Raw genomic sequence first — 24014 nt, 5'->3', positions numbered from 1 at the left:
GCCGGCCGCCGGGGGCCGCGGGAGGGTGGTCGTGCGTGGTGCGGGCACGGCGTGGTCCCCCGGGCGTCTCGACTGGCGTGGCCGGCTCCGCGGCACGGTGCCGTGGAGCGCTCAGCCGTCTCATCGACGCGGCGGGGGACCCGGAGGAGGGAGGGGTGGGGCGGTCTCACCCCTCCGGGGGAGGGGTGCCCCACGCGGGGACGGGGCGGGGCACGAGTGGACGGCCGTGCACTCCCGCGGACGTGATCGGTGCATCCGCGGAGGTGCACGGCCGGGTGGTCAGCGGTCGGGAGGCCACCAGGCGCCGTGCCGGGGCACCAGCGGGATGCGGTGCTCGGCGCCGTCCTCGGTGGAGACGACCAGTTCGACGGCGGTGATCGCCACCGGCCGGTCGTCGTCGTTCCGCAGCAGCCGCCCGGTGGCCAGCGGTATCGGCGGCAGGACCAGGGCGTCCTCGCCGGGCGGCTCGCTGCCCATGTCCGCCCGGGTCAGCGCTCGGCGAGCGGGACGAAGGCCCGCTCGCTCTCACCGGTGTAGACCTGCCGCGGCCGGCCGATCTTGGTGGCCGGGTCGTCCATCAGCTCCCGCCACTGGGCGATCCAGCCGGGCAGCCGGCCGAGGGCGAACAGCACGGTGAACATCCGCACCGGGAAGCCCATCGCCCGGTAGATCAGCCCGGTGTAGAAGTCGACGTTCGGGTAGAGCTTGCGCTCGACGAAGTAGTCGTCGGTGAGCGCGATCTCCTCGAGACGGCGGGCCAGGTCGAGCAGCTGGTTGTCCCCGCCCAGCTTGTCGAGCACCGTGTCGGCGGTCCGCTTCACGATCGTCGCGCGCGGGTCGTAGTTCTTGTAGACCCGGTGGCCGAAGCCCATGAGCTTGACGCCGGGCTCCTTCTTCTTCACGCGCTCGACGAAGCGGTCGATGTCGCCGCCGTCGCGCTGGATCGCCTCGAGCATCTCCAGCACGGACTGGTTGGCCCCGCCGTGCAGCGGGCCGAACAGCGCGTTGATGCCGGCGGAGACCGAGGCGAAGAGGTTGGCGTGCGAGGAGCCGACCAGCCGGACGGTCGACGTCGAGCAGTTCTGCTCGTGGTCGGCGTGCAGCACGAACAGCATGTCCAGCGCGGAGGCGAGCTCGGGGTCGACCTCGTAGGGCTCCGCGGGGAAGCCGAAGGTCATCCGCAGGAAGTTCTCCACCAGGCCGAGGGAGTTGTCCGGGTAGAGGAACGGCTGGCCGACCGACTTCTTGTACGCGTAGGCGGCGATGGTCGGCAGCTTGGCCAGCAGCCGCACCGTGGAGATCTCGACCTGCCGCTCGTCGAAGGGGTCGAGGGAGTCCTGGTAGAAGGTCGACAGGGCGCTGACCGCGGAGGAGAGCACCGGCATCGGGTGCGCGTCGCGGGGGAAGCCCTTGAAGAACTGCTTGAGGTCCTCGTGCAGCAGGGTGTGCCGCCGCAGTCGCTCGTCGAACTCGCCCAGCTGGTCGGCGGTGGGCAGCTCGCCGTAGATCAGCAGGTAGCTGACCTCGAGGAAGCTGGCCTTGCCGGCGAGCTGGTCGATCGGGTAGCCGCGGTAGCGCAGGATCCCGGCGTCACCGTCGATGTAGGTGATCGCGGAGGTGCACGCCGCGGTGTTGACGAAGCCGATGTCGAGGGCCACCTGACCCGTCGTCGCCAGGAGCTTGGAGACGTCGAGGCCGTCGGACCCCTCCGTGGCCGGCACCACGCGCAGCGGGAGCTCACCTCCCGGGTGCCGGAGAGATACCTCGGGGGCGGTGTCGGCTCGGCTGCCAGCTGTCTCGGTCATCGTGGGCCGACGCTACTGGCGTCGGGCTGTCCAGACGACAGGGAGCCGCCCGCCGGAGGGGGTGGACCCGTGCCGCGACCGCCCCGGGTCCACCCCTCGCCGGTCAGGGGTGGGTCGCCGGGTGGGTCACGGGTGGGTCATCGACAGGACGTCGAGCGCCTCGTCGAGCTGGGCCTCGGTGAGCTTGCCCTGGTCGACGTAGCCGCGCTCCAGCACCACCTGCCGGATGGTCTTCTGCTCGGCCAGCGACTGCTTGGCGACCTTGGCCGCCTCCTCGTAGCCGATGTACTTGTTCAGCGGCGTGACGATCGACGGCGAGGACTCGGCGTAGGTGCGGCACTGGTCGACGTTGGCCACGATCCCGTCGACGCAGCGGTCGGCGAGGATCCGGCTGACGTTGGCCAGCAGCCGGATCGACTCGAGCACGTTGCGGGCCATGAGCGGCAGCGTCACGTTGAGCTCGAAGACACCGGTGGTGCCGGCGAAGGTGACCGCGGCGTCGTTGCCGATCACCTGGGCGGCCACCTGGATGGTCGCCTCCGGGATCACCGGGTTGACCTTCCCGGGCATGATCGAGCTGCCCGGCTGCAGGTCGGGCAGCTGGATCTCGCCGAGGCCGGTGCGCGGGCCCGAGCCCATCCAGCGCAGGTCGTTGGCGATCTTCACCAGGCCGACGGCGATCGTCTTGAGCTGGCCCGAGCCCTCGACGAGGGCGTCGCGCGAGCTCTGCGCCTCGAAGTGGTCGCGCGCCTCGGACAGCGGCAGCTCCAGCTCGGCGGCGAGCTTCTCGATGATCGCGGCGGCGAAGCCGGGCGGGGTGTTGATGCCCGTGCCGACGGCGGTGCCGCCCAGCGGCAGCTCACCGATGCGCGGCAGCGAGGCGTGCAGCCGCTCGACGCCGTACCGCACGGCCGCGGCGTACCCGCCGAACTCCTGGCCCAGGGTGACCGGCGTGGCGTCCATGAGGTGCGTGCGGCCGCTCTTCACGACCTCGGCGAACTCCTCCGCCTTGCGCTCCAGCGAGCCGGCCAGGTGCTCGAGCGCCGGGACCAGGTCGCGGACGATCGCCCGGGTGGCGGCCACGTGGATGGCCGAGGGGAAGACGTCGTTGGACGACTGCGAGGCGTTGACGTGGTCGTTGGGGTGCACCGGCTTGCCGAGGGACTCGGTGGCCAGGCTGGCGACGACCTCGTTGGTGTTCATGTTGCTCGACGTCCCCGAGCCGGTCTGGAAGACGTCGATCGGGAAGTGCTCGTCCCACTCGCCGCGGGCGACCGAGGCGGCGGCGTCGGCGATCGCGGAGGCGACGTCGCCGTCGAGCACGCCCAGGTCGGCGTTCACCCGCGCCGCGGCGCCCTTGATGGCGGCCAGGGCGGCGATGAGCTCACGCTCGATGGAGGTGCCGGAGATGGGGAAGTTCTCGACGGCGCGCTGGGTCTGGGCCCGCCACTTGGCCCATGCGGGAACGCGGACCTCCCCCATGGAGTCGTGCTCGACGCGGTAGTCCTGCTCGGTGGCCACGCTGCGCTCCCGTGTGGTGTCGGTGGGATCGGTGCTGCACGCGTGACCCTAGAAGGACCCCGTCCTGCCCATCCCTCGCGGGCTCGGGGTGGGACCCGGGAGGGGGCCGATCGAGCCGTTAGCGTGCGCGGACGCCACCGTCCCGAGGAGGACCCGTGTCCCACCCGTCGCCCGCGGACGGCCCCGTTCCCGCCCCGCCGTCCTGGGACCCGCCGTCCTGGGACCAGCCCTCCTGGGCGCCGCCGGCGGCCGGTGCCGTCCCCGCGGGCGCCGTCCCCGCCGGTGCGTGGACGCCGTGGGGGACCTGGGACCCCACCGCCGGCCGCGTCTCCCTCGCCCCGCCGGTACCGGCTCCTGCCGCTCCTGCACCCGCGGGTCGCCCGGTGCTCACCGCCCTCGCCGCGGCCGCCGTGCTCGTCGCCGGCATGGTGCTGGCCGCCACCGTCGGCGCGCTGGTGCTCACCACCGCGGCCGACGAGGTGGGCCGGGCGATCGGCGAGGGCATGGCCTCGCCGGTCACCGAGGACCTCGGGTACTACGCCGACCCGTACGCGACCGGGGGGATCCTGGGGTCGGTCGAGCAGTCCGACCCGGTGCCGCCCGGCGAGCTCGGCTCCGACACGGAGCTCGACGGTCACGCCCAGAGCTGTTTCGACGGCGACCTGCAGGCCTGCGACGACCTGTACATGGAGTCCCCGCCGCTGTCGGCGTACGAGGAGTACGCCACGACCTGCGGTGGCCGGGTGAAGGCCTTCGAGGTCCCCTTCTGCGCCGACCTCGACTAGCGCCCTCGGGGAGGTCCCGCGGCGCGTGGGCGGCGTGGGGCCGGTCGCGGCCGTCCCGTGACCTCGTCGTGCTTCTCGCCGTCGTCGGCCGGACCTAGCCTGTCCTGCGCACACGAACTCGACCCGGGAGTCCGCACACCATGTCCCAGCCCCCGTATCCGCCCCAGGGCGGCAACGACCCCTGGGGCCAGCAGCCCGGGCAGCCCGGCTGGGGCCAGTCCGAGGACCTCACCCGGCAGTCCGGACAGCCGGCGCCTCCCACCGCGCAGTTCCAGCCCGGCCAGTACGGCCAGCCCGGCGGCGAGCGGGAGCAGACCGCGCCGTTCGGCCAGCCCGGGCAGCCGCAGTACGGCCAGCCGGGCTACGGCCAGCCGCAGTACGGGCAGCCGCAGTACGGGCAGCCGCAGTACGGGCAGCCGGGCGGCTACGACCCGAACCAGTACGGCCAGCCCTACGGCCAGCAGTACGGGCAGCCCTACGGCCAGCCGGGCTACGGCCAGCCGCAGCCGCCGAAGGACAGGAAGAACCTGGTCATCGGGCTCACCGTCGCCGGTGTGCTGCTGGTCGCCGGCCTCGCCGTCGGCCTGTTCCTCCTCCTGCGCGGTGACGACAGCACGCCGGTCGCCGACCCGGCCACGTCGAGCAGCGCCTCGTCGTCGGCCTCGTCCTCCAGCTCCTCCTCGTCGTCGCCGTCCTCGCCGTCCTCACCGTCCTCACCCGGCGGTGCCGGCGCCGCGGGGCAGGCGATCCCCCCGACCGGCCTCGGCGTGGACGAGGAGGGCGACTGGCAGACGCAGGCCGACGCCTGCTTCGCCGGTGACTACGCGGCCTGCGACGACCTGTGGCTGGACACGCCGGTCGGCTCGCCGTGGGAGGAGTACGGCGGCACCTGCGCCGGGCGCCTGCCCTACCAGGAGCAGGCCTGCGAGAGCCGGCTCGGCGACGGCGGCACGGTCACCCCGACCGACCCGGTCGCGCCGACCGATCTCGGCGTGGACGAGACCGGCGACTGGCAGACGCAGGCCGAGGCCTGCTTCGCCGGTGACTACGCGGCCTGCGACGAGCTGTGGCGAGACACCCCGGTCGACTCGGAGTACGAGCAGTACGCCGGCACCTGCGCCGGGCGCCTGCCCTACGAGGCGCAGGCCTGCGTGAGCCGCCTCGGCGACTGAAGGAGGACCCCGCTGCCCCCACCGCTCGCGGGCTCGCGGCGGGGAGCCTGCAGCGGGCCCGGTGCGCGGTCGAGGGGCTCAGTGCTCCGCGTCGGAGCGGTCGAAGGGCACCGCCGAGTAGGCGCGCAGCTTCTCCAGCGAGTGCAGGCTGTCGATCGAGCGGATGGTGCCCGAGCGCGAGCGCATGACCAGCGACTGCGTGGTGCAGCCACCGGCGCGGTACTGCACGCCGCGCAGCAGCTCGCCGTCGGTGATCCCGGTGGCCACGAAGAAGACGTCGCCGCTGACCAGGTCGTCGATGGACAGCACCCGGTCGAGGTCGTGGCCGGCGTCGATCGCCTTCTGCCGCTCCTCGTCGTCCTTGGGCCACAACCGGCCCTGCAGCGCGCCGCCCATGCACTTGAGCGCGCAGGCGGTGATGATCCCCTCCGGCGTGCCGCCGATGCCCATGAGCAGGTCGACGCCGGTGCCCTCGCGGGCGGCGGCGATCGCGCCGGCGACGTCGCCGTCGGTGATGAACTTGATCCGCGCGCCGGCCTCCCGGACCTCGTGCACGAGCTGCTCGTGGCGCGGCCGGTCGAGGATGCAGACGGTGACGTCGGAGACCGAGCTGTGCTTGGCCTTCGCCACCCGGCGGATGTTCTCCGCGACCGGCGCGGTGATGTCGACGACGTCGGCGGCGGCCGGCCCGGTGGCGATCTTGTCCATGTAGAAGACCGCCGACGGGTCGTACATGGCACCGCGGTCGGCGACCGCCATGACCGCGATCGCGTTGGGCATGCCCTTGGCCATCAGCGTGGTGCCGTCGACGGGGTCCACGGCGACGTCGCACTCCGGGCCGTTGCCGTCGCCGACCTCCTCGCCGTTGAAGAGCATCGGCGCCTGGTCCTTCTCGCCCTCGCCGATGACGACGACGCCCCGCATGCTCACCGTGCCGATGAGGGCCCGCATCGCGTCGACCGCCGCGCCGTCGCCGCCGTTCTTGTCGCCGCGGCCCACCCAGCGGCCGGCGGCCATCGCCCCGGCCTCGGTCACGCGGACCAGCTCGAGGGCGAGGTTGCGGTCGGGCGCCGGCCGGTCGGCGCGGAAGCTGCTCGCGTGGGTGCTCGTGGTCAGCGGGCCATCGGGCACGGGAAGGGTCACGGGACCTCCTGGTCGGCCACCGGCGCCGGCGCGACGGGGTGGGTGAGCGGTGCTGCGATCCTAGGGGAATGAGCACGAGCGGCCCGCCGGGCGAGCAGGCGCAGCAGACCCCGGACGAGCAGCCTCCGCCGCCCGCGTCCGCGGTCGAGCGCGCCAACCGGATGAGCGCGGCCAACATGATCCGGTCGCTGCTGCCCCTGGTGGTCATCTGCCTGCTCGTGGTCGGCTGGATCGCGTTCCGGCAGGGCGGCAGCGACCCGGTCCGCCCGATCGACCCGTCCAGCACCGTGCAGCTGGCCGCGGCGCGGGCGGGCTACGCCGTCCCCGTCCCCACCGGGCTGCCCGACGGTTACCGGCCGACCAGCGCGCGCACCGACGCCGGCGACGCCGTCGAGGGGGCGCCGGTCACCCTCGAGATCGGCTACGTCACGCCGTCGACGGAGTACGCTGGCTTCGTCGTCAGCGACGACCCGGAGGCCGACCCGCTCACCGCGGTGCTCGAGGGCGCGGAGGCCGGCGGCAGCGTGCAGCTGTCCGGGGAGGAGTGGACCCGCTCGACCAGCAGCCGCGGGGAGACGGTCCTGTCCCGGGAGGACGACGGCGTGACGGTGCTGGTCACCGGCTCCGCCGACGACGAGGAGCTCGAGACCGTGGCCGCCTCGGTCGCGCCGGTCGCGACCGGCTGAGGACGCGGCCGCCGGACCTCAGCCCTGCTGGTCGGCCGGGGCGGCCGCGGCCAGGCGCTCGCGGGCGCGGTCCAGCCAGTGCTGGCACAGCTCGGCCAGCGCCTCGCCCCGCTCCCACAGGGCGAGGGACTCCTCGAGGGTCAGCCCGCCGGCCTCGAGCTTGCGGACCACCTCGGCCAGCTCCTCGCGCGCCTGCTCGTAGGTCTGGGTCGGCCGGTCGGGAGGCGGCTGGTCGGGAGTCGGCTCGGGCGTGCTCACGGCTGCCCATCCTGCCCGCCGCCACCGACGCCGCCCGTGTCGCGGTCGACGCGCACCGGCAGGCGGCCGCCGGCCACCCGCACGGACAGCCGCTCGTCGTCGCCGACCTCGGCGGGGTCGCGCACCAGCGCGCCGTCGGCCCGCTGCACGAGCGCGTAGCCGCGCTCCAGCGTGGCCTGCGGGGAGAGGGCGGACACGCGGGCGCGGGCGTGCTCGAGGTCGCGCTCGGCGGTCTCCACCCGGTGCGTCAGCGTCCGGCGGGCGCGGGCGCGCAGGGCCGCGACGTCGTCGGCCCGGCCGTGCAGCAGCCGCTCGGGGGCGGCCAGCACGGGCCGGCTGCGCACGCCCTCCAGCCAGCGGTCCTGCTGGTCGAGCCGCATCGTCAGCAGGTGCCGGGCGCGGGCGCGCAGGCCGTCGACCAGCCGCCGCTGCTCGCCGATCTCGGGCACCACGCGGTGCGCGGCGTCGGTCGGGGTGGCGGCGCGGACGTCGGCGACGTGGTCGACCAGCGTGGTGTCGGTCTCGTGCCCGACGGCGGTGACCACCGGCGTGCGGCAGGCGGCGATCGCGCGCACCAGCCCCTCGTCGGAGAAGGGCAGCAGGTCCTCCACCGAACCGCCGCCGCGGGCGACGACGATGACCTCGACCTCCGGGTCGCGGTCGAGCCGCTGCAGCCCCTCGATGACCGACGACGCGGCGTTCACGCCCTGCACCAGGCTGTGGTGGACGGCGAAGCGGATCGCGGGCCAGCGCCGGCGCGCGGTGACCAGCACGTCGCGCTCGGCGGCGGAGTCCTTGCCGGTGACCACGCCGACGACGGCCGGGGCGAAGGGCAGCGGGCGCTTGCGGGCGGCGTCGAAGAGGCCCTCGGCGGCCAGCAGCCGGCGGATGCGCTCGATGCGGGCCAGCAGCTCACCGAGCCCGACCGCGCGGATCTCGGTGGCGCGCAGCGAGAACGACCCGCGGGCGATGTAGTAGTCCGGCCGCGCCCGCACGATCACCCGGGCGCCCTCGGTGAGCTCCAGGCCCGGCCGGTCGGCGACGTCGCGGGCGCAGGTCACCGGCACCGAGAGGTCGGCCGCCGGGTCGCGCAGGGTCAGGAACACGGTCGCCGACCCGCGCCGGGAGATCTGGGCGACCTGGCCCTCCACCCACACCTCGCCCAGCCGGCCGATCCACTCGGCGACCTTGCGGGCCACCGTGCGCACCGGCCAGGGCGCCTCGGGGGAGGAGGGGGCGGTCATGCCCCGAGGGTGCCAAACGGGATCGACACGGCCGCCGGGACCCGTGGGACGGCAGCGGCCCGGGTCCCCGATCGGGACCCGGGCCGCTCGCGGTGGCCCCCCTGCACGGGGTCCCGCCGCGGGCGTGCGAGCGGTGGGGGGCAGGTGGCCCCGTGCCAGGCCCCGCCCCGAGTCTGCGGAGGGTGGGGAGGACGGGCGGCCCTCCTGCAGGGTCCCGCCGCGAGCGTGCGAGCGGTGGGGGGCAGGAGGGTCCTTGCTCAGCCGCGCGGCTGCAGCGGGCTGGCGTCGGCGGCCTGCTGCTCGAGCTTCTCCAGCCGGTTGCGGAGCATGGTCACGAACTGCGGCCGGGCGCGGGTGGCCTCCTCGTAGGAGAGCAGGTCCTGCACGGTCGCCAGCTGGTAGCCGCGCAGCCGGCCGCGCAGCTGGGCGATGGTGAACGAGTCGTAGCCGTCCACCGGCGCCGACGGCTCGCTGCCGCCCTCCGGTTCGTCGGTGGCGGCGTCGGCCTCGCCGGCGTCGGTGGGCACGCCGGTGGCCGCCGCGACCGGGGTGCCGCCCTCGTCGGTGGCCTCGACCGCGGCGTCGCCGGTCGCGGTGTCGCCCGTGCCGGCCTCCTCGGCCGGGCCGGGCTCGGCGCCCATCTGCTCGTCGACGCGGGCGTGCTCGTCGGTGACGACGTCGCTGCCCCCGTCCGTGACGGTGTCCTCGGTCGCGGTCCCCTCGGCGGCCTCGCCCGTGGTGTCGGCGGTCGTGGTGTCGGCGGTCGTGGTGTCGGCGGTCGTGGTGTCGGCGGTCGTGGTGTCACCGCCGCCGGAGTCGGCGGCGTCCGGCTCGGCGCCCATCTGCTCGTCGACGCGGGCGTGCTCGTCGGTGACGACGTCGCTGCCCCCGCCCGTGGCGGTGTCCTCGGTCGTGGCCGTGGTGTCGGCGTCCTCGGGGGCGACGACGCCCTCGTCGGTGACCGTGCCCTCGACCGTGGCGACCTCGCCGTCCGGCGTGATGACGTCGACCTCGGTCGCGGCGTCGTCGGTCGTGGCGCCGGCCTGCGCGTCCTCGCCGAGCAGGCCGGCGTCGGTGTCGGTGGCCTCGTCGGCCAGGCCGATGTCGGTGTCGGCGGTGCCGGAGTCGGCGGCGTCCGGGACGGTCGTGTCGTCGCTGCCCACGTCGGGGGCGCCGGCCAGCTCACCGACCGGCGAGCCGCCCGGGTCGCTGGCGGCCGGGGTGTCCTCGCCGACCGTGTCCCCGGCGTCGGGGACGGTCTCCGGGGTGCCCTCGGCCTCCAGCAGCGCGCTCTCGAGGGCGTCCTCGGGGGTCAGCGCGGTGTCGGCGGCCTGCAGCGCCGACTCGGCCTCCTCGGCACCCTGCACCTGGTCGGTGATGGACTCGATCGCGGCGACGACCTCGGCCGGCGCGGGGTCCGGCGGCAGCCCGGCGGCCTCGTCGTCGACCAGTCCGGCCGCGTCGCTGTCGACGTCGATCTCCATGACGTCGACCTCGGTGAGCACGACCTCGGTGTCGCCGATGCGGGCGTCGGTGTCGTCGAGTGCCGCGGCGGTGTCCTCGACCGCGGCGACGACGGCGTCCGCAGCCGGGTCGTCGGGGAGGGCCGCGGCCTCGTCGTCGGTGATGCCGGTGGTGTCGACGTCGGGCGCGCGGTCGAAGGCCGAGGTGCGCAGGACGTCGATCGGCTCGGCCACCAGTGCGGCGCCGCCGGCGTCCTCCTCGTCCTCGTCGAAGGTGGCCATGCCGGGCTCGCTCTCACCGCGCAGGCCGGTGAGCACCTCGTCGCCGCGGGCCACCAGGCCCGACCACTGCTGCTGGAACTTCATCGCCGTCTGCAGGGCCAGACCCACGAGGCGCACCGGCAGCCCGGTCAACGTCGAGGGGAGCCGGCGGGCCTCGTCGAGGACGGTGACGGCCAGCCCGGCGGCGGCGCGGATCGGCTCGGGGATCTCACGGGACATGGCCCCAGCCTGCCGCAGGCTCCGCGGAACGGCATCGTGGCCTCTCGCCCGGCCACCCGGTCGGGCGGCGCTCCACGCCGACGGCGTGTCGCGCGTCTCCCCAGGAGCCCGGCAGCCGTCGGCGCGCCACCTACGATGGGTGCATGGCTGATCAGCGCGGACGGGTCCTGCTGGCCGATCCCCGGGGCTACTGCGCCGGCGTCGACCGGGCGGTGGTGGCCGTCGAGCGGGCGCTGGAGATCCACGGCGCACCGGTCTACGTCCGCAAGCAGATCGTCCACAACAAGCACGTGGTGGCCACCCTCGAGCGGCGCGGCGCGGTGTTCGTCGACGAGACCGACGAGGTGCCCGAGGGCTCGGTCGTCGTCTTCAGCGCCCACGGCGTCTCGCCGGCGGTGCACCAGGAGGCCGCCGCGCGGCAGCTGCGGACGATCGACGCGACCTGCCCGCTGGTGACGAAGGTGCACCAGGAGGCGAAGCGGTTCGCCCGCGACGACTACGACATCCTGCTGATCGGCCACCGCGGCCACGAGGAGGTCGAGGGCACCTCCGGTGAGGCGCCGTCGCACATCCAGCTCGTCGACGGTGCCGACGACGTCGCCGCCGCCCGGGTGCGCGACCCCGAGAAGGTCGTGTGGCTGTCGCAGACCACGCTCTCGGTCGACGAGACGCTGGCCACGGTGGACCAGCTGAAGCACCGCTTCCCCGGCCTGCAGTCCCCGCCCAGTGACGACATCTGCTACGCCACCCAGAACCGCCAGCAGGCGGTCAAGCAGATGGCCGCCGAGTGCGACTTGGTGATCGTCGTGGGCTCGACCAACTCGTCGAACTCGGTGCGGCTGGTCGAGGTGGCGCTCGAGGCCGGCGCCCGCGCCGCGCACCTGGTCGACTACGCCGCCGAGATCGACCCGGCCTGGCTCGAGGGCGTGCAGACCGTCGGTGTCACCAGCGGCGCGTCGGTGCCCGAGGTGCTGGTCAGCGAGGTCCTCGACTGGCTGGCCGCGCGCGACTACCCCGACGTCGAGACGGTGAAGGCGGCCGAGGAGCGGCTGGTGTTCGCCCTGCCGCACGAGCTGCGCCCCAAGCGCGGCGAGACCTCCTCCTGACCGTCCCCCCGGACGCGCGAAGGGCCCCTCCCGGTCGGGAGGGGCCCTTCTGCCGTGACGGCGGCCCCCTCGCGGGGAGGCCCTGCTAGCGCCGGGCGGCCCAGCGGACGATCGCCACGACGACGGCGACGACGGTGGCCACGGCCATGGTGGGGAAGCCGCGGATGAGCACGGTGGCGATCGTCGGCAGGTTGAGGCTGGCCGACGGCGCGAGGCCGACGTTCACCGCGGCGACCGCGACGAAGACCAGCGGCGGCGCGACGACGAGGGTGAGCAGGTCGCGCTTGCGGACCAGCAGCGTGGCGACGGCGGTGGCCGCGACCAGCGTGACGAGGGTGAGCGTGCCGAGGCCGACACCGAGGAACGAGTCGAGGGCGCCGCCGGCCAGCGTGATCACGAAGACGCCGAGCACCGCGACGATGCCGCGCAGTCGGCTGCCGCTGTCCGCGGCGGGCGCGACGCGGCTGCTCGAGCGCTCGGCGCCGTGGCCGGAGGCCCGGCTGCCGCGGCGGTCGGGGGCGTCGCTCCCGGCACGGTCGGTCACCGGGCGTCCACCCGGGTGGGGGGCGCGCTGCGGGGAGCGGGCGGCCGGTGGGCGGGTGTCACCGGCGGGACGGGCGGTGCGGCCGGCAGCGTGGCCGGCGCCGGGCCCCGTGGGGCGGCCCCGCGGCGGGGGCGGCGGCACGGGCGGGCGGGACATGCGCATGGGGCGGTCCGGTCCGGTCAGGTCGGGGCGCGGGGGCTGCGGGCGGGCGTAGGGGCGCGCCGGGCGCACTCCGCTGTCCCGCCAGGTGTCGGCGGCGCTCGCCGAGGCCATGGCGTACCTCCCGTCCGGACCGGTCGGCCCGGTCCGGGCCGCTGTCGGTGCTCACCGTAGCGACGACCGGCCCCGTCGGGGACCGGTTCCCGGTGTCACCCCCTGACAGGTCCCCGTGTCGATTTGGCACTTCTCGGTGAGGGGCGGGGGTGGTGTGACGGGCGGGACGGGAGGTCTCCCGGTGACTCGCCGGCCGGCCGGCGACCGGTCGGTGCCCGCCGGTCAGACGTCCGCGGTGCCGCCGGTCCGCCACCGCAGCGCCGGTCCGGCGTCGTCCACGCGGTCGAGGTCCGCCCGGAGCTCCCGATCCGGCCGGAGGTCCCGGTTGGGCAGCAGGGCCCGCTCGGGCAGGGGCGGCCGGTCGATCCGGACCACGTCGTCGACCCGCACCGCGCCGTCGTCGGGCACCCCGTCGTCGGGCACCGCGTCGTCGGGCACCGCGTCGTCGGGCACCGCGTCGTCGTCGGCCGGGCGCAGCGCCCGGACCACCGCCTCCACCGGCGCGGGCGTGGGCACCGGCGTCTCACCGACGCCGAGGTCGTCGAAGCGGCGGGCGGCGGCGAGCACCGAGCGCTCGTAGGAGCCGACCGTCTCGTTGTAGCGGGTCAGCGTCGAGCCCAGCGCCGCGCCGAGCCGGGTGAGGTGCCCGGACAGCGTGGCCAGGCGGGCGTGCAGCCGGCGGCCGACCTCGATGACCTGGTCGGCGTCGCGGGCCAGCCGCTCCTGCCGCCAGGAGTGCGCCACCGTGCGCAGCAGCGCCAGCAGCGTGCTCGGCGTCGCGATGACGACGTCGCGGCCGAAGCCGTACTCGAGCAGGCCGGGCTCGGCCTCGAGCGCGGTGGTGAGGAAGCCGTCGGAAGGCACGAACAGGACCGTGAACGGCGCCGCCGGGCGGAAGGCGGTGGGGTAGCGGCGCGCCGAGAGCTGGTCGACGTGCGCGCGCAGCTGCCGGGCGTGCGCGGCGACCCGCTGCGCCTTGACCGTCTCGTCGGGCGCCTGCACCGCCTCGATGTAGCCGGTGAAGGGCACCTTGGCGTCGACGACGACCTGCCGGCCGTCGGAGAGGGTGACCACCAGGTCGGGCCGGACGCCGGCGCCCTCGTCGTTGGTGGACGACGGCTGCTCGACGAAGTCGCAGTGCTCGAGCAGGCCGGCCACCTCGACCACCCGGCGCAGCTGCACCTCACCCCACCGGCCGCGCACGTGCGGGGTGCGCAGCGCCGTCACCAGCGCCGCCGTCTCCTGGCGCAGCAGCGCGCTGGTCTGCCCGACCGTGCCCATCTGCTCGCGCAGCTCCCCGTGCGCGGTGGCCCGGGCCTGCTCCATCCCGGCGAGCAGCCGGTGCAGGTGGTCGATCGACTCGTGCAGCGGGTCGAGCCCGGACTCGGCCGGCCGCCGGCGGGCCGACAGCGCGACGAACCCCAGCGTCACGGCCGCCCCCAGCAGCGCGCCGAGGAGCAGGCCGAGCAGGAGCGAGGCGGCGTCCACGCCAGGCAGGGTGCCTCAGCGCACCGACAAGTGGCTGGAGGCGGTGCCAAGAGCGCTACAAAGGCACCTCGAGGCGGTGCCGATGCGCCACGAGGTACCTCAGGCCGGGACGGGGGCGTGCTCGGCCTCGTGGTCGAGCAGCCAGCGTTTGACCGGCGTCCCCCAGCGGAAGCCGCCGAGGCCGCCGTCGGAGCCGAGCACCCGGTGGCAGGGTACGAACAGCGCGGCGGCGTTGCGGGCGCAGGCGTTGGCCGCGGCGCGCACCGCCGTGGGCCGGCCGCAGCGGGCGGCGAACGCGGCGTAGGTGTCGGGCTCACCCGCGGGCACGGTGCGCAGCACCTCCCACGCGTCCTCGAGGAACGGCCCGGAGCGCTGCCGCACCGGGACGTCGTCGATGGCGGTGACGTCGCCGGCGACGAACGCCTCCACGGCGTCGAGGACCGGCAGGTGGTCGGCCCGCTCGACCCAGGTCGGCCGCAGCGAGCGGTGGACGACGGGGAGCAGCTCGGCGACGTCGTCGGTCCAGCCGGCGGCGAGGACGACGTCGCCGCCGTCGGGACCGTCGGTGACGACCACGGTGAAGGGGCCCGGCGGTGTGGCGACGGTGGCGAAGCGGGCGGCGGGTGGGGTCATGACGCACTCCGATCGGGGGCGGGGGAGCGGGTGGAGGGGAGGGACGGGCGGGTGAACAGTGTCGGTGCGGCGAGCGCCCAGAGGTGCACCGCGGCGTACGAGCGCCACGGCCGCCAGCGGGTCGCGGCGTCGGCGTCGGAGCTGCCCAGCGCGGCCAGCGACCGGCGCAGCGCGAGGTCGCCGGGCAGCCAGACGTCGGGGTCGCCGAGCCCGCGCATCACCACCAGCGACGCCGTCCACGGGCCGATCCCCGGCAGCGCCAGCAGGTCGGCGGCGGCCTGCTCGCGGTCGCAGCCGGGGTCGAGGGCGACCCGTCCGTCGGCGAGGGCGGCGGCCAGGCCGGCGAGCGTGCGGCGGCGGGCGCCGGTGAGGCCGACGGCGGAGAGGTCGGCGTCGGCGAGCGCCTCCGGCCGCGGGAAGGCGTGCGTGAGGGTGCCGACCGGCTCGGGCAGCGGCGTCCCGGCCAGCGCGACCACGCGGGCGGTGAGCGTGCGGGCGCCGGCCACCGACACCTGCTGCCCGAGCACCGCACGCGCCGCCGTCTCCGGGGCATCGGGCGAGGCGGGCACCCGGCGGCCGGGTGCTCCGGTCACCAGCGGGGCGAGCGCGGGGTCGGCGCCGAGGACGTCGTCGACGGCGAGCGGGTCGGCGTCGAGGTCCAGCAACCGCCGGCAGCGGGGGACGGCGGCGCGCAGGTCGCGCAGGTCGGTGAGCAGCAGCTGGGCGGTCACGGCCGGGCCGCCGTCGGGAGCGGGGGACAGGCGGACGACGCCGGGGCCGGCGGGCAGGTCGAGCACGCGGGAGAACGTCGTCCCGTCCCACTCCTCGAGCCCGGGGACGGCGTGCGCGCCGAGGAAGTGCAGCACCTCGGCGGCGTCGAACGGCGCGCGGGCAGCCAGCCGCAGGGTCAGCCAGCCCGGTGTGCCGCCGTCGCCGCCCGGCCGGCGGCGGCGCAGCTCCGACGGCGTGCACGCGAAGACCTCGCGGACGGTGTCGTTGAACTGCCGGATGCTGGCGAACCCGGCGGCGAAGGCGACGTCGGCCATCGGCAGGTCGGTGGTCTCGATCAGGACGCGGGCGGTCTGCGCGCGCTGGGCGCGGGCCACCGCCAGCGGGCCGACGCCGAGCTCGCCGACCAGCAGCCGGTGCACCTGCCGCTCGGAGTAGCCCAGCCGCGCGGCCAGCCCGGGCACGCCGGTGCGCTCGACCTCCCCGTCGGCGATCAGCCGCATCGCGCGGGCGACGGCGTCGGCGCGCACGTCCCACTCGGGGGAGCCCGGGACGGCGTCGGGCCGGCAGCGGCGGCAGGCGCGGAAGCCCGCCGCCTGGGCGCCGGCGGCGGTGCCGAAGAAGCACACGTTCGCCACCGCGGGGGTGCGGGCCGGGCACGAGGGGCGGCAGTAGATGCCCGTGGTCCGGACGGCGGTGACGAACCAGCCGTCGAAGCGGGCGTCCCGGCTGGCGACCGCGCGGTAGCAGCGCTCGGCGTCGAGGGAGGCGGTCACGTGACCGAGCATGGCACCTGGTCCAGGGGATGACTGGCGGTTTCCGGACGCCGCCGTGGGACCGGCCGGCTCGCGGCTGTCACCCCCGCCCACCAGACTGCGGGGACCGCCGGGCGCCCGCCCCGGCGGGCGGGGGAACCGCGGGTCGCCGACGACCCGGGACCCCCACGCGTCCGTCGACCAGGGGGAACAGTGATCGATCCGCGAGTCGGTGCCGGCCGGAGCAGGCACCCGGCAGTGCAGACCACCGGACGGCAGGTCGTCGTCTTCGCCGACACCCCCGACGACGTGACGGTGGACTGGTCGGCGGCCGGGATCTCCGACGTGGCCGACTCGCGCGACTTCACGTCCGGGCAGGTGTCCGCGCAGGCCCTGCACCAGGCCGGCGCCACGGTGTTCGCCCGGCTCGGCATCGCCGTCGTCTCGGCCGCCCCCGACCAGGTGACCGCGCTGCGGTCGGCGACCGCGGACCGCCGTCCGGTGCTGTCCGTGTCGCCCGAGCTGGTCCACCACGTGCTGCCCGAGGACGTGTCGTCCTACGTCGAGGGCTACCGGGACGGCGTGGCCGACCTCGCCGGCCGCCTCGTCGGCAGCGGGGGAGGCGGAGGGGGCGCCGCCCCGGCCCCGCCGTTCGCCGACACCCCGGCGGCCACCTGGGGCCTGCAGGCGGTGCAGGCGACGACCTCCCCGTTCACCGGCCGGGGGATCCGGGTCGCCGTCCTCGACACCGGCCTGGACCTCGAGCACCCGGACTTCGCCGGCCGCGCCGTCACCGCGGAGTCGTTCGTGTCCGGCGTGACCTCGGCGCAGGACGGGCACGGCCACGGCACGCACTGCACCGGCACCGCCTGCGGCCCCCGGGTGCCCCCGGCCGGGCCGCGCTACGGCGTCGCGTCGGAGGCGGAGGTCTTCGTCGGCAAGGTGCTCAGCGACGAGGGCAGCGGTGACGACGGCGGCATCCTGGCCGGTATGGACTGGGCGGTGTCCAACGGCTGCGCCGTCCTGTCGATGTCCCTGGGCGCCGACGTCGCCGAGGCCCACCCGCCCTATTCCGCCGCCGGGCGGCGGGCGCTGCAGCAGGGGTCGCTGGTCATCGCCGCGGCCGGCAACAACGCCGACCGCGAGAACGGCGACCCCGGCTTCGTGGGCGCGCCGGCCAACAGCGTGGAGATCGTCGCCGTGGGCGCCCTGGACCCGAGCCTGGCGGTGACCTGGTTCTCCGCGCGCAGCCTGGCGGTCCCGGGCGGCGAGGTGGACGTGGCCGCGCCCGGGCTCGACGTGCTGTCGACCTGGCCGATGCCCACCCGCTACAACACGATCAGCGGCACCAGCATGGCCACGCCGCACGTCGCCGGGCTGGCGGCACTGTGGGCCGAGGCCACCGGACGGCGCGGGTACGAGCTGTGGGCCACGCTGACCCAGGCGAGCCGGCGGCTGCTCGAGCCGTCGGTCGACGTCGGCAGCGGGCTGGTGCTGGCACCCCAGGAGGGGGCCGGTACGGCGTAGCCTCCGGCCATGGCACGCCCGCTGGCGAAGTTCAGCGTGACCGTCGACGACGGTCACCTGGCCGAGATGGACGCCGTGGCCCAGGCGCTGAGCGCCTCCGGCATGCAGGTCGAGCGGGTGCTCGGCACCCTCGGGCTGATCACCGGCCGGGCGCCGGTTGACGCCCGCCCGACGCTGCTGTCGATCGACGGCGTCACCTCCGTCGACGAGCTGTTGCGCGTCCAGCTGCCACCGCCGGACGCGCCGGTCCAGTAGGCCGGGGACCCCACCGGGCCGTCGTCCGTTGGGGGCGGTGTGCACACGACACGGCGACGGCGGGCCCTCGTCCTGGCCGTCGCCGTCCTGGTGGCCCTCGGGGCGCTGCTGGTGGTCCGCCAGGTGACCTCGGAGGCGCCGCCGTCGGCGGAGTGCGCGGCGGCCGAGGCCGGGATCCGGGTCGACCCGGCCGCGGTGCCGGAGGGGCCGGTCGCCGGCTACGCCGGTGAGCAGCTGGTCAACGCCGCGGCGATCGTCAACGCGGGAGAGGCGCTGGGCCTGGACACCTGCGCCCAGGTCATCGGCGTCATGACCGCGATGGGGGAGTCCTCGCTGCGGGTGCTCGACCGCGGTGACGCCGTCGGGCCCGACTCCCGGGGGCTGTTCCAGCAGCGGGCCAACGGCGCCTGGGGCTCCTACGCCGACCGGATGGACCCCACCACCAGCGCCACCAACTTCTTCCGGGCGCTGCAGGAGGTCGAGGACTGGCGGTCGCTGCCGCCGACGATCGCCGCGCACCGCACCCAGCGCAACGCCGACCCGGACCACTACGCGCGGTACTGGGACGCCGCGGTCGAGGTGGTCGGCGCGCTGGCCGGCCGGCCGGTCCTCGGCACGGGCACCTAGCGCCGGCGTCCGGGCGGCCCGACGGCGGACACCGGCCGTCCACCGACCGGTGGACGGCGGACCCACGCAACGGCCGTCCCGCCGGGCGCCGCGCCGGGACAGGCTGGTGGCATGACAGCGACCCAGACGGCGTCGGCCCCCCTGGCCGCGGCGCGCGACGACGAGACGGCGGTCCGCGTGCGCGGGCTGGTCAAGCGGTACGGCGGCCGGGCGGTGGTCGACGGCCTGGACCTCGACGTCCGCCGCGGCGAGGTCTTCGCCCTGCTCGGGCCCAACGGCGCGGGCAAGACGACGACCGTCGAGATCCTCGAGGGCGTGCGCCGGCGCGACGCCGGCGAGGTCGCCGTCCTCGGGGAGGACCCGGGGCCGGCCGGGCGGGCGTGGCGCGACCGCATCGGCGTGGTCGGCCAGAGCACCGGGGCCGGCAACGCGCTGACCGTGCGGGAGACCGTCGACCACTTCGCCCGCTACCACGGCACCTCGCGGGAGTCCGGCGAGCTGATCGAGGCGGTGGGGCTGACCGCGGCGGCGGGGACCCGGGTGTCGCGGCTGTCGGGCGGCCAGCGGCGGCGGCTGGAGGTGGCGCTCGGCGTCCAGGGCCGCCCGGAGCTGCTGTTCCTCGACGAGCCGACCACCGGCTTGGACCCGGTCGCCCGCCGGCAGTTCTGGGAGCTGGTCCGCGGGCTGCGCGCCGGCGGCACCACCGTCGTCCTCACCACCCACTACCTCGACGAGGCCGCGGAGCTGGCCGACCGGGTCGGCGTCCTCACCGACGGCCGGCTGGTCGAGGTCGCCCCGCCGCACGAGCTGGGCGCCGCGCTGCGGCAGGTCGCCACCGTCCGCTGGACCGAGGACGGCGCGCCCCGTGAGGTGCGCACCCCCGAACCGGCCGCCGTCCTGCGCGACCTGCTCGCCGCGCACCCGTCGGGCGAGGTGCCCGGCCTGACCGTCACCCGTCCCGGCCTGGAGGACGTGTACCTCCACCTGGTCGGCGCCGTCCCCGCGACCCCCGAGGGAGACCTCCGATGACCGCCGTCCTGACCCCCGCTCCGGAACGGCCGGCGCCGCCGTCGGCCGCTGCCATCGGCGCCGCCCGCACCCTGATGGAGCTGCGGCTGTTCGTCCGCGACCCGGCGCAGGTGGTGTTCTCGTTCGCCTACCCCATCGTGATGCTGGTGATCTTCGCGTCGGTGTTCGCCGACGAGGACCGGCCGGGCGGGGTGCCGTTCGCGCAGTACTTCCTCGCCGGGATCGCCGCGACCGGCATCATGCTGACCAGCTTCCAGGCGGTCGGGACGGCGATCGCCGAGGAGCGCGACCGCGGCGAACTCGCGCGGCTGCAGACGCTCGGCACCCCCGCGGTGGGCTACTTCCTCGGCAAGGCCGGCCAGGTGCTGGTGACGACGGTGCTCCAGCTGGCGGTGCTGCTCACCGTGGCCGCGACCGCCTACGACGTGCCGCTGCCCGGTGAGGCCGGCCGCTGGCTGACCTTCGCCTGGGTGGTGCTCGGCGGCGCGCTGGCCGGCACGGTGCTGGGCATCGCGGTGGCCTCGGTCGGCAGCAGCCGCTCGGTGGGCAACGGGATCGCCGCGTTCGCCATCGTCCTGCAGTTCTTCTCCGGGGTCTTCTTCGTCTTCTCGGAGCTGCCGTCGTGGATGCAGGAGGTGGCCGCGGTCTTCCCGCTGAAGTGGCTGGTGCAGGGCATGCGCTCGGTGTTCCTCCCCGACGCCGCCGCGGCCGTGGAGCCGGCCGGCAGCTGGGAGCACGGGACCACTGCCCTGGTGCTGGCCGCATGGGTGATCATCGGTCTCGTGGTCTGCGCCCGTGCCTTCCGCTGGCGCCGGACGGCGTGAGCCTGACGCGCCGGCTGGCCGCCGTCGTCGTCCCCCCACCGGCGGGGGACGACGACGGCGAGCCGCTGTCCGCGCGCGGGTGGCAGGCGACGGTCGTCGGCCTGCACGTCATCTCCGCGGCGCTCTGGGTCCTCGCGGTGGTCTCCACCGTGGTCGGGGACGCCGTCGGCGACGACCGGCGTGGGCCCGTGCTCGTGGTCCTGGCCGTGCTGGCCGTCGCCTACGTCGTCGCGGGCGCACCGGCGGTCGCGTCGGGTGCGCGCGGCCGGGCGGTGCTGTACCTGTGCGTCCTCGTCGTCGCCTTCGGCCTGATCGGCTGGCTGGGCGACGGGCTGCTGTTCCTGCTCTTCCTCGCCTACCCGCAGGTCTGGTTCGTCGTCCAGGGGGCCCTCACCGGTCTGTTCTGGACCGTCGCGCTCTCGGTGGCCAGCGCCGCCGGTCCGGTGGCGACGGCGGCGTCCGGGCGCACCGACGTCCTGCTCGAGACCGCCGTCAGCCTGACGTTCAGCCTCGCCCTGGGCCTGTGGATCAGCCGGGTGCTGCACGAGAGCGCGCAGCGGGCCTCGCTGATCGCCCAGCTGGAGGCCACCCGCGCGGAGCTGGCCGCGGCAGAGCGCGAGCGCGGGGTGCTGGCCGAGCGCGAGCGGCTGGCGGGGGAGGTGCACGACACCCTGGCGCAGGGCTACACCTCGATCGTGGTGATGGCGCAGACCGCGGCCGCGCTGCTGCCCGCCGATCCCGACGGCGCGCGCGAGCGGCTGGAGGTGATCGAGGAGGTCGCCCGCGACAACCTCGCCGAGGCGCGTGCGGTGGTGGCGGCGTTCCGGCCCGTGGCGCTGGACGGGTCGACGCTGGTCGAGGCGCTGCAGCGGCTGGCCGAGCGGTTCGCGCGGGAGACCGGGCTGGCGGTGCGGGTGGACACCTCGGCGCTCGACGCCGCACCGCGCCTGCGGACCGACGAGGAGGTGGTGCTGCTGCGCGGGGCGCAGGAGGCGCTGACCAACGTCCGCCGGCACGCGGGCGCCTCGGCGGTCGTGCTGCGGCTGTCACGGGTGGGCGGCCAGGTGTCGGTGCACGTGGAGGACGACGGCGTGGGCTTCGACCCGGCGGCGGTCTCCGTCTCGGGCCTGGAGGGGCTGCGCGGGCGGGTGGCGCAGGTGGGCGGGGAGGTCGACGTCGCCTCGGCGCCGGGCTCGGGCACGCGGGTGACCGTGCGGGTGCCCGGCTCGTGAGCCGACCGACGGACGCGACGGGCCGGCCGGTGGTCAGGGTGCTCGTGGTCGACGACCACCCGGTGGTGCGCGGCGGGCTGGTCGGCTGGCTGGCGGCGCAGGCCGACCTCGACGTCGTCGGGGAGGCCGCCGACGGGGCCGAGGCGCTGGCCTCCGTGGCCGCGCTGCACCCGGACGTCGTCCTCATGGACCTGCGGATGCCGCGGATGGACGGCGTGACGGCGACCGAGAAGCTGGCGGTCACGCACCCCGGCGTCCGGGTGCTCGTGCTGACCACCTACGACACCGACGCCGACATCGTGCGCGCCGTCGCGGCCGGGGCCACCGGCTACCTGCTCAAGGACGCACCGCTGCCGCAGCTGGCCGACGCCGTCCGCGCCGCGGCCCGCGGGGAGACGGTGCTGGCGCCGCCGGTGGCCGCGCGGCTGGTGTCGAGGATGCGCGCGCCCGCGGTGGAGGCGCCGACCGCCCGGGAGCTGGAGGTGCTGGCCGGGGTGGCCCGCGGGCTGACCAACGCCGAGATCGGCCGGGAGCTGTTCATCGGCGAGGCCACGGTGAAGACCCACCTGCTGCGGGTGTTCGCCAAGCTCGGCGTCGACGACCGGACCCGCGCGGTGATGGTCGCCGTCGAGCGGGGGCTGCTGCCGGGGCCGGGCTCCCGGTGAGCGACGTCGTCGTCCGGCCGGCGGTGGCCGCTGACGCGCCGCGGCTGGCCTCGATCAGCCGGGCGGCGATCGCGGCCGCCGACGTCTACCCGCCCGCCCAGCGGGCGGCGTGGGCGTCGCGCCGGTCCGTGGCCGCGCACGTCCGCTACATCGAGGTGACGCGGGTCCTGGTGGCCTCGGTGGACGGCGTGGTCGCCGGCTTCGCGTCGGTGGCGCTGTCGCCGGTCGACGCGCTGGTGGCCGGCGAGGTCGACCAGCTGTACGTGGACCCGTCGTCCGGCGGGCGCGGGGTGGCGCGGACGCTGCTCGCGGCGGTCGAGTCGGCGGCCCGCGAGGCCGGGCTGGCGTCGCTGGTGACGCACGCGTCGTGGCGGGCGGTGCCGGTGTTCGAGCGCTCCGGCTACCGGCAGGAGGAGGTCGAGTCGGTGACCCTGGACGGCGAGGTGCTCACCCGCGCCCGCATGTCCAAGCCCCTCGGCCGAGCGATGCCCGCGTAGCGCTGGTGGCACCTGGCCAGCCGTTGACCTGCGCTTTCGGGTTGATCACCCCGACTTGATCGGCTAGTATTCGTACATGTGTTCGGGTGGTCCGGTCGGTAGTGACGGCCTCGACGACGTCGCCGCGCTGGTCGCCGAGCGCAACCGGGTGGATGCCCTGCTGGCCCGGCGGGTGCGGGCCGCGGAGCTGTCCCAGGCTCCCGAGCGCGACGGGCTGAAGTCCATGCCCTCGTGGCTGCGCGGGCACTGCCGGCTGTCGGCCGCCGAGGCGTCCCGGCTGGTGCGCAACGGACGGGTGCTGGAACACCTGCCCGCGCTGGCCGAGGCGCACGACGCCGGCCTGGTGTCGGCCGACCAGGTGGCCGTGGCGGCGCGGGCGGTGACGCCGCAGCGGCTGGCCGCGGCCGCCGCGCAGGGCGTGGACCTGGCCGTGATCGACGCGGTGTTCACCGGCGTCGCGGTCGAGGGCGAGCACGCCGACCTGGTGGCGGTCGTGCAGCACTACCTGGCCGACCTCGACCCCGACGGCCCCGAACCCGACCCCACCGAGGGCCGGGCGTTCACCCTGGCCAAGCACGCCGACGGGTCGCTGAGCGGCCGCTTCCACCTCGACGCCGTCGGTGGGGAGAAGTTCCAGGCGGCGGTCGAGTCCTTCGTGCAGGCCGACCGCCCCGCCGGGGACGACCGCACCCGCGCCCAGCGGCAGGGCGACGCGCTCGTGCAGCGGGCCGACACCGCCCTGGCCTCCGGGAGCCTTCCGACGCTGCGCGGGCACAAGCCGCAGATCGCCGTCGTGATCGACCTCGACGACCTGGTCGACCCGGCCACCCGACCGAACACCGGGCGGATGGGCTTCGGCGCGACCGTCTCCGCCGCCCGCGCCCGCTGGCTGGCCTGCGACGCCACCGTCTCCCGGGTCGTGATGGGCCCCGACGGCGCCCCGCTGGACCTCGGCCGCGAGCAGCGCCTGGCCGACCGGCACCTGCGCCGCGCGGTCGAGCTGCGCGACGGCGGCTGCGTGTTCACCGGCTGCGACGCCCCCACCTGGTGGGCCGAGGTGCACCATTTGATCCACTGGCTCGACGGCGGTGAGACGTCGCTGGCCAACTCGGCGCTGCTGTGCGAGCGGCACCACACCCAGGTCCACCACGGCTTCCGCGTCGAGCGACGACCCGACGGACGATGGCGCACCTGGCGACCCGACGGTACCGAGATCACCGTCCCGGCACCGCTGGCCCCGGCGGCCTGACCC

General features: G+C 75.9%; 24 protein-coding genes. 13 read left to right on the top strand and 11 right to left on the bottom strand.

The genetic code is table 11. The features are described 5' to 3' along the window. Positions 1–279: 279 nt before the first annotated feature. The 3 genes from ABQ292_RS09060 to ABQ292_RS09050 all read right to left on the bottom strand — a co-directional run bounded on the left by ABQ292_RS09060 (position 280) and on the right by ABQ292_RS09050 (position 3326). Positions 280–477 (bottom strand): hypothetical protein, encoded by a 198-nt coding sequence (locus ABQ292_RS09060; RefSeq protein ID WP_369205431.1) that lies wholly within the window; start codon positions 475–477, stop codon positions 280–282. An 11-nt stretch (positions 478–488) separates the two neighbouring features. After that, a complete protein-coding gene (locus ABQ292_RS09055) occupies positions 489–1805 on the bottom strand; it encodes a citrate synthase (protein WP_369205429.1) in 1317 nt (438 codons plus the stop codon). A gap of 126 nt (positions 1806–1931) precedes the next feature. Continuing rightward, positions 1932–3326 carry a class II fumarate hydratase gene (locus tag ABQ292_RS09050; protein WP_369205427.1) on the bottom strand — a complete coding sequence of 465 codons (1395 nt, stop codon included), beginning with the start codon at positions 3324–3326 and terminating at the stop codon, positions 1932–1934. A 155-nt stretch (positions 3327–3481) separates the two neighbouring features. On the opposite strand from ABQ292_RS09050, the gene ABQ292_RS09045 reads away from it, so the two are divergent. Next, positions 3482–4111, top strand: a complete 630-nt coding sequence (locus tag ABQ292_RS09045) for a hypothetical protein (RefSeq protein ID WP_369205425.1) — start codon at positions 3482–3484, stop codon at positions 4109–4111. 140 nt (positions 4112–4251) lie between these two features. Continuing rightward, complete coding sequence (locus ABQ292_RS09040; protein WP_369205423.1) at positions 4252–5283, top strand: hypothetical protein; 1032 nt, start codon at positions 4252–4254, stop codon at positions 5281–5283. A 78-nt stretch (positions 5284–5361) separates the two neighbouring features. Here ABQ292_RS09040 and glpX read toward each other — a convergent pair whose 3' ends face one another. Continuing rightward, a complete protein-coding gene (gene glpX, locus ABQ292_RS09035; protein WP_369205421.1) occupies positions 5362–6426 on the bottom strand; it encodes a class II fructose-bisphosphatase in 1065 nt (354 codons plus the stop codon). A gap of 68 nt (positions 6427–6494) precedes the next feature. Here glpX and ABQ292_RS09030 point away from each other — a divergent pair, with 68 nt between their 5' ends. Further along, positions 6495–7112, top strand: a complete 618-nt coding sequence (locus ABQ292_RS09030) for a DUF4245 domain-containing protein (RefSeq protein ID WP_369205418.1) — start codon at positions 6495–6497, stop codon at positions 7110–7112. Positions 7113–7130: 18 nt separating this feature from the next. Here ABQ292_RS09030 and ABQ292_RS09025 read toward each other — a convergent pair whose 3' ends face one another. The 3 genes from ABQ292_RS09025 to ABQ292_RS09015 form a co-directional block, all read right to left on the bottom strand. Then, the gene (locus ABQ292_RS09025) at positions 7131–7370 is read right to left on the bottom strand and encodes an exodeoxyribonuclease VII small subunit (protein WP_369205416.1); all 240 of its coding nucleotides are present in this window, start codon (positions 7368–7370) and stop codon (positions 7131–7133) included. Continuing rightward, the gene (gene xseA, locus ABQ292_RS09020; protein WP_369205414.1) at positions 7367–8614 is read right to left on the bottom strand and encodes an exodeoxyribonuclease VII large subunit; all 1248 of its coding nucleotides are present in this window, start codon (positions 8612–8614) and stop codon (positions 7367–7369) included. The genes ABQ292_RS09025 and xseA overlap by 4 nt, the downstream gene beginning before the upstream one ends. 257 nt (positions 8615–8871) lie before the next feature. Next, positions 8872–10578, bottom strand: a complete 1707-nt coding sequence (locus ABQ292_RS09015; RefSeq protein ID WP_369205412.1) for a hypothetical protein — start codon at positions 10576–10578, stop codon at positions 8872–8874. A 143-nt stretch (positions 10579–10721) separates the two neighbouring features. On the opposite strand from ABQ292_RS09015, the gene ABQ292_RS09010 reads away from it, so the two are divergent. Next, positions 10722–11684 carry a 4-hydroxy-3-methylbut-2-enyl diphosphate reductase gene (locus ABQ292_RS09010; protein ID WP_369205410.1) on the top strand — a complete coding sequence of 321 codons (963 nt, stop codon included), beginning with the start codon at positions 10722–10724 and terminating at the stop codon, positions 11682–11684. Between the two features lie 85 nt (positions 11685–11769). Here the strand turns inward: ABQ292_RS09010 and ABQ292_RS09005 are convergent, their stop codons facing one another. The 4 genes from ABQ292_RS09005 to ABQ292_RS08990 all read right to left on the bottom strand — a co-directional run bounded on the left by ABQ292_RS09005 (position 11770) and on the right by ABQ292_RS08990 (position 16127). Then, positions 11770–12228, bottom strand: coding sequence for a DUF6542 domain-containing protein (locus tag ABQ292_RS09005; RefSeq protein WP_369205408.1), 459 nt, complete (start codon positions 12226–12228; stop codon positions 11770–11772). 495 nt (positions 12229–12723) lie between these two features. Further along, positions 12724–13989 (bottom strand): DNA recombination protein RmuC, encoded by a 1266-nt coding sequence (locus ABQ292_RS09000; RefSeq protein ID WP_369205406.1) that lies wholly within the window; start codon positions 13987–13989, stop codon positions 12724–12726. A gap of 99 nt (positions 13990–14088) precedes the next feature. Beyond that, entirely contained in the window at positions 14089–14622 is a 534-nt protein-coding gene (locus ABQ292_RS08995; protein ID WP_369205404.1) for a methylated-DNA--[protein]-cysteine S-methyltransferase, read from the bottom strand. Then, the gene (locus ABQ292_RS08990; protein WP_369205402.1) at positions 14619–16127 is read right to left on the bottom strand and encodes an AlkA N-terminal domain-containing protein; all 1509 of its coding nucleotides are present in this window, start codon (positions 16125–16127) and stop codon (positions 14619–14621) included. Before ABQ292_RS08990 ends, ABQ292_RS08995 begins: the two co-directional genes overlap by 4 nt. Before the next feature lie 237 nt (positions 16128–16364). On the opposite strand from ABQ292_RS08990, the gene ABQ292_RS08985 reads away from it, so the two are divergent. The 9 genes from ABQ292_RS08985 to ABQ292_RS08945 all read left to right on the top strand — a co-directional run bounded on the left by ABQ292_RS08985 (position 16365) and on the right by ABQ292_RS08945 (position 24011). Continuing rightward, complete coding sequence (locus ABQ292_RS08985) at positions 16365–17633, top strand: S8 family serine peptidase (protein ID WP_369205400.1); 1269 nt, start codon at positions 16365–16367, stop codon at positions 17631–17633. Between the two features lie 9 nt (positions 17634–17642). Further along, entirely contained in the window at positions 17643–17888 is a 246-nt protein-coding gene (locus tag ABQ292_RS08980; RefSeq protein ID WP_369205398.1) for a hypothetical protein, read from the top strand. A 39-nt stretch (positions 17889–17927) separates the two neighbouring features. Continuing rightward, positions 17928–18515 carry a hypothetical protein gene (locus tag ABQ292_RS08975; RefSeq protein ID WP_369205396.1) on the top strand — a complete coding sequence of 196 codons (588 nt, stop codon included), beginning with the start codon at positions 17928–17930 and terminating at the stop codon, positions 18513–18515. Positions 18516–18626: 111 nt separating this feature from the next. Continuing rightward, entirely contained in the window at positions 18627–19544 is a 918-nt protein-coding gene (locus ABQ292_RS08970; protein ID WP_369205394.1) for an ABC transporter ATP-binding protein, read from the top strand. Further along, positions 19541–20368, top strand: a complete 828-nt coding sequence (locus ABQ292_RS08965) for an ABC transporter permease (RefSeq protein WP_369205392.1) — start codon at positions 19541–19543, stop codon at positions 20366–20368. Before ABQ292_RS08970 ends, ABQ292_RS08965 begins: the two co-directional genes overlap by 4 nt. Further along, on the top strand, positions 20365–21600 hold the full coding sequence (locus ABQ292_RS08960) for a sensor histidine kinase (protein ID WP_369205390.1): 1236 nt from the start codon (positions 20365–20367) through the stop codon (positions 21598–21600). The genes ABQ292_RS08965 and ABQ292_RS08960 overlap by 4 nt, the downstream gene beginning before the upstream one ends. After that, entirely contained in the window at positions 21597–22265 is a 669-nt protein-coding gene (locus tag ABQ292_RS08955; RefSeq protein ID WP_438940578.1) for a response regulator, read from the top strand. The genes ABQ292_RS08960 and ABQ292_RS08955 overlap by 4 nt, the downstream gene beginning before the upstream one ends. Next, positions 22262–22762, top strand: a complete 501-nt coding sequence (locus ABQ292_RS08950; protein ID WP_369205388.1) for a GNAT family N-acetyltransferase — start codon at positions 22262–22264, stop codon at positions 22760–22762. The genes ABQ292_RS08955 and ABQ292_RS08950 overlap by 4 nt, the downstream gene beginning before the upstream one ends. 76 nt (positions 22763–22838) lie before the next feature. Then, on the top strand, positions 22839–24011 hold the full coding sequence (locus tag ABQ292_RS08945) for an HNH endonuclease signature motif containing protein (protein ID WP_369205386.1): 1173 nt from the start codon (positions 22839–22841) through the stop codon (positions 24009–24011). Positions 24012–24014 lie beyond the last annotated feature (3 nt).

The organism is Geodermatophilus maliterrae (genome assembly GCF_041018925.1).
Taxonomy (GTDB): Bacteria; Actinomycetota; Actinomycetes; order Mycobacteriales; family Geodermatophilaceae; genus Geodermatophilus; species Geodermatophilus maliterrae.
This window is presented reverse-complemented; position numbering and strand designations above follow the sequence as displayed.

Excerpts from the sequence above, each read along its gene's own strand:
- ABQ292_RS09010 (WP_369205410.1), top strand. The coding sequence starts at position 10,722 with ATGGCTGATCAGCGCGGACGGGTCCTGCTGGCCGATCCCCGGGGCTAC.
- ABQ292_RS08970 (WP_369205394.1), top strand. The coding sequence starts at position 18,627 with ATGACAGCGACCCAGACGGCGTCGGCCCCCCTGGCCGCGGCGCGCGAC.
- ABQ292_RS08945 (WP_369205386.1), top strand. The coding sequence starts at position 22,839 with ATGTGTTCGGGTGGTCCGGTCGGTAGTGACGGCCTCGACGACGTCGCC.
- ABQ292_RS09030 (WP_369205418.1), top strand. The coding sequence starts at position 6,495 with ATGAGCACGAGCGGCCCGCCGGGCGAGCAGGCGCAGCAGACCCCGGAC.
- ABQ292_RS08995 (WP_369205404.1), bottom strand. The coding sequence starts at position 14,622 with ATGACCCCACCCGCCGCCCGCTTCGCCACCGTCGCCACACCGCCGGGC.
- ABQ292_RS09060 (WP_369205431.1), bottom strand. The coding sequence starts at position 477 with ATGGGCAGCGAGCCGCCCGGCGAGGACGCCCTGGTCCTGCCGCCGATA.
- ABQ292_RS09015 (WP_369205412.1), bottom strand. The coding sequence starts at position 10,578 with ATGTCCCGTGAGATCCCCGAGCCGATCCGCGCCGCCGCCGGGCTGGCC.
- ABQ292_RS09040 (WP_369205423.1), top strand. The coding sequence starts at position 4,252 with ATGTCCCAGCCCCCGTATCCGCCCCAGGGCGGCAACGACCCCTGGGGC.
- ABQ292_RS09055 (WP_369205429.1), bottom strand. The coding sequence starts at position 1,805 with ATGACCGAGACAGCTGGCAGCCGAGCCGACACCGCCCCCGAGGTATCT.
- ABQ292_RS08965 (WP_369205392.1), top strand. The coding sequence starts at position 19,541 with ATGACCGCCGTCCTGACCCCCGCTCCGGAACGGCCGGCGCCGCCGTCG.
- xseA (WP_369205414.1), bottom strand. The coding sequence starts at position 8,614 with ATGACCGCCCCCTCCTCCCCCGAGGCGCCCTGGCCGGTGCGCACGGTG.
- ABQ292_RS08980 (WP_369205398.1), top strand. The coding sequence starts at position 17,643 with ATGGCACGCCCGCTGGCGAAGTTCAGCGTGACCGTCGACGACGGTCAC.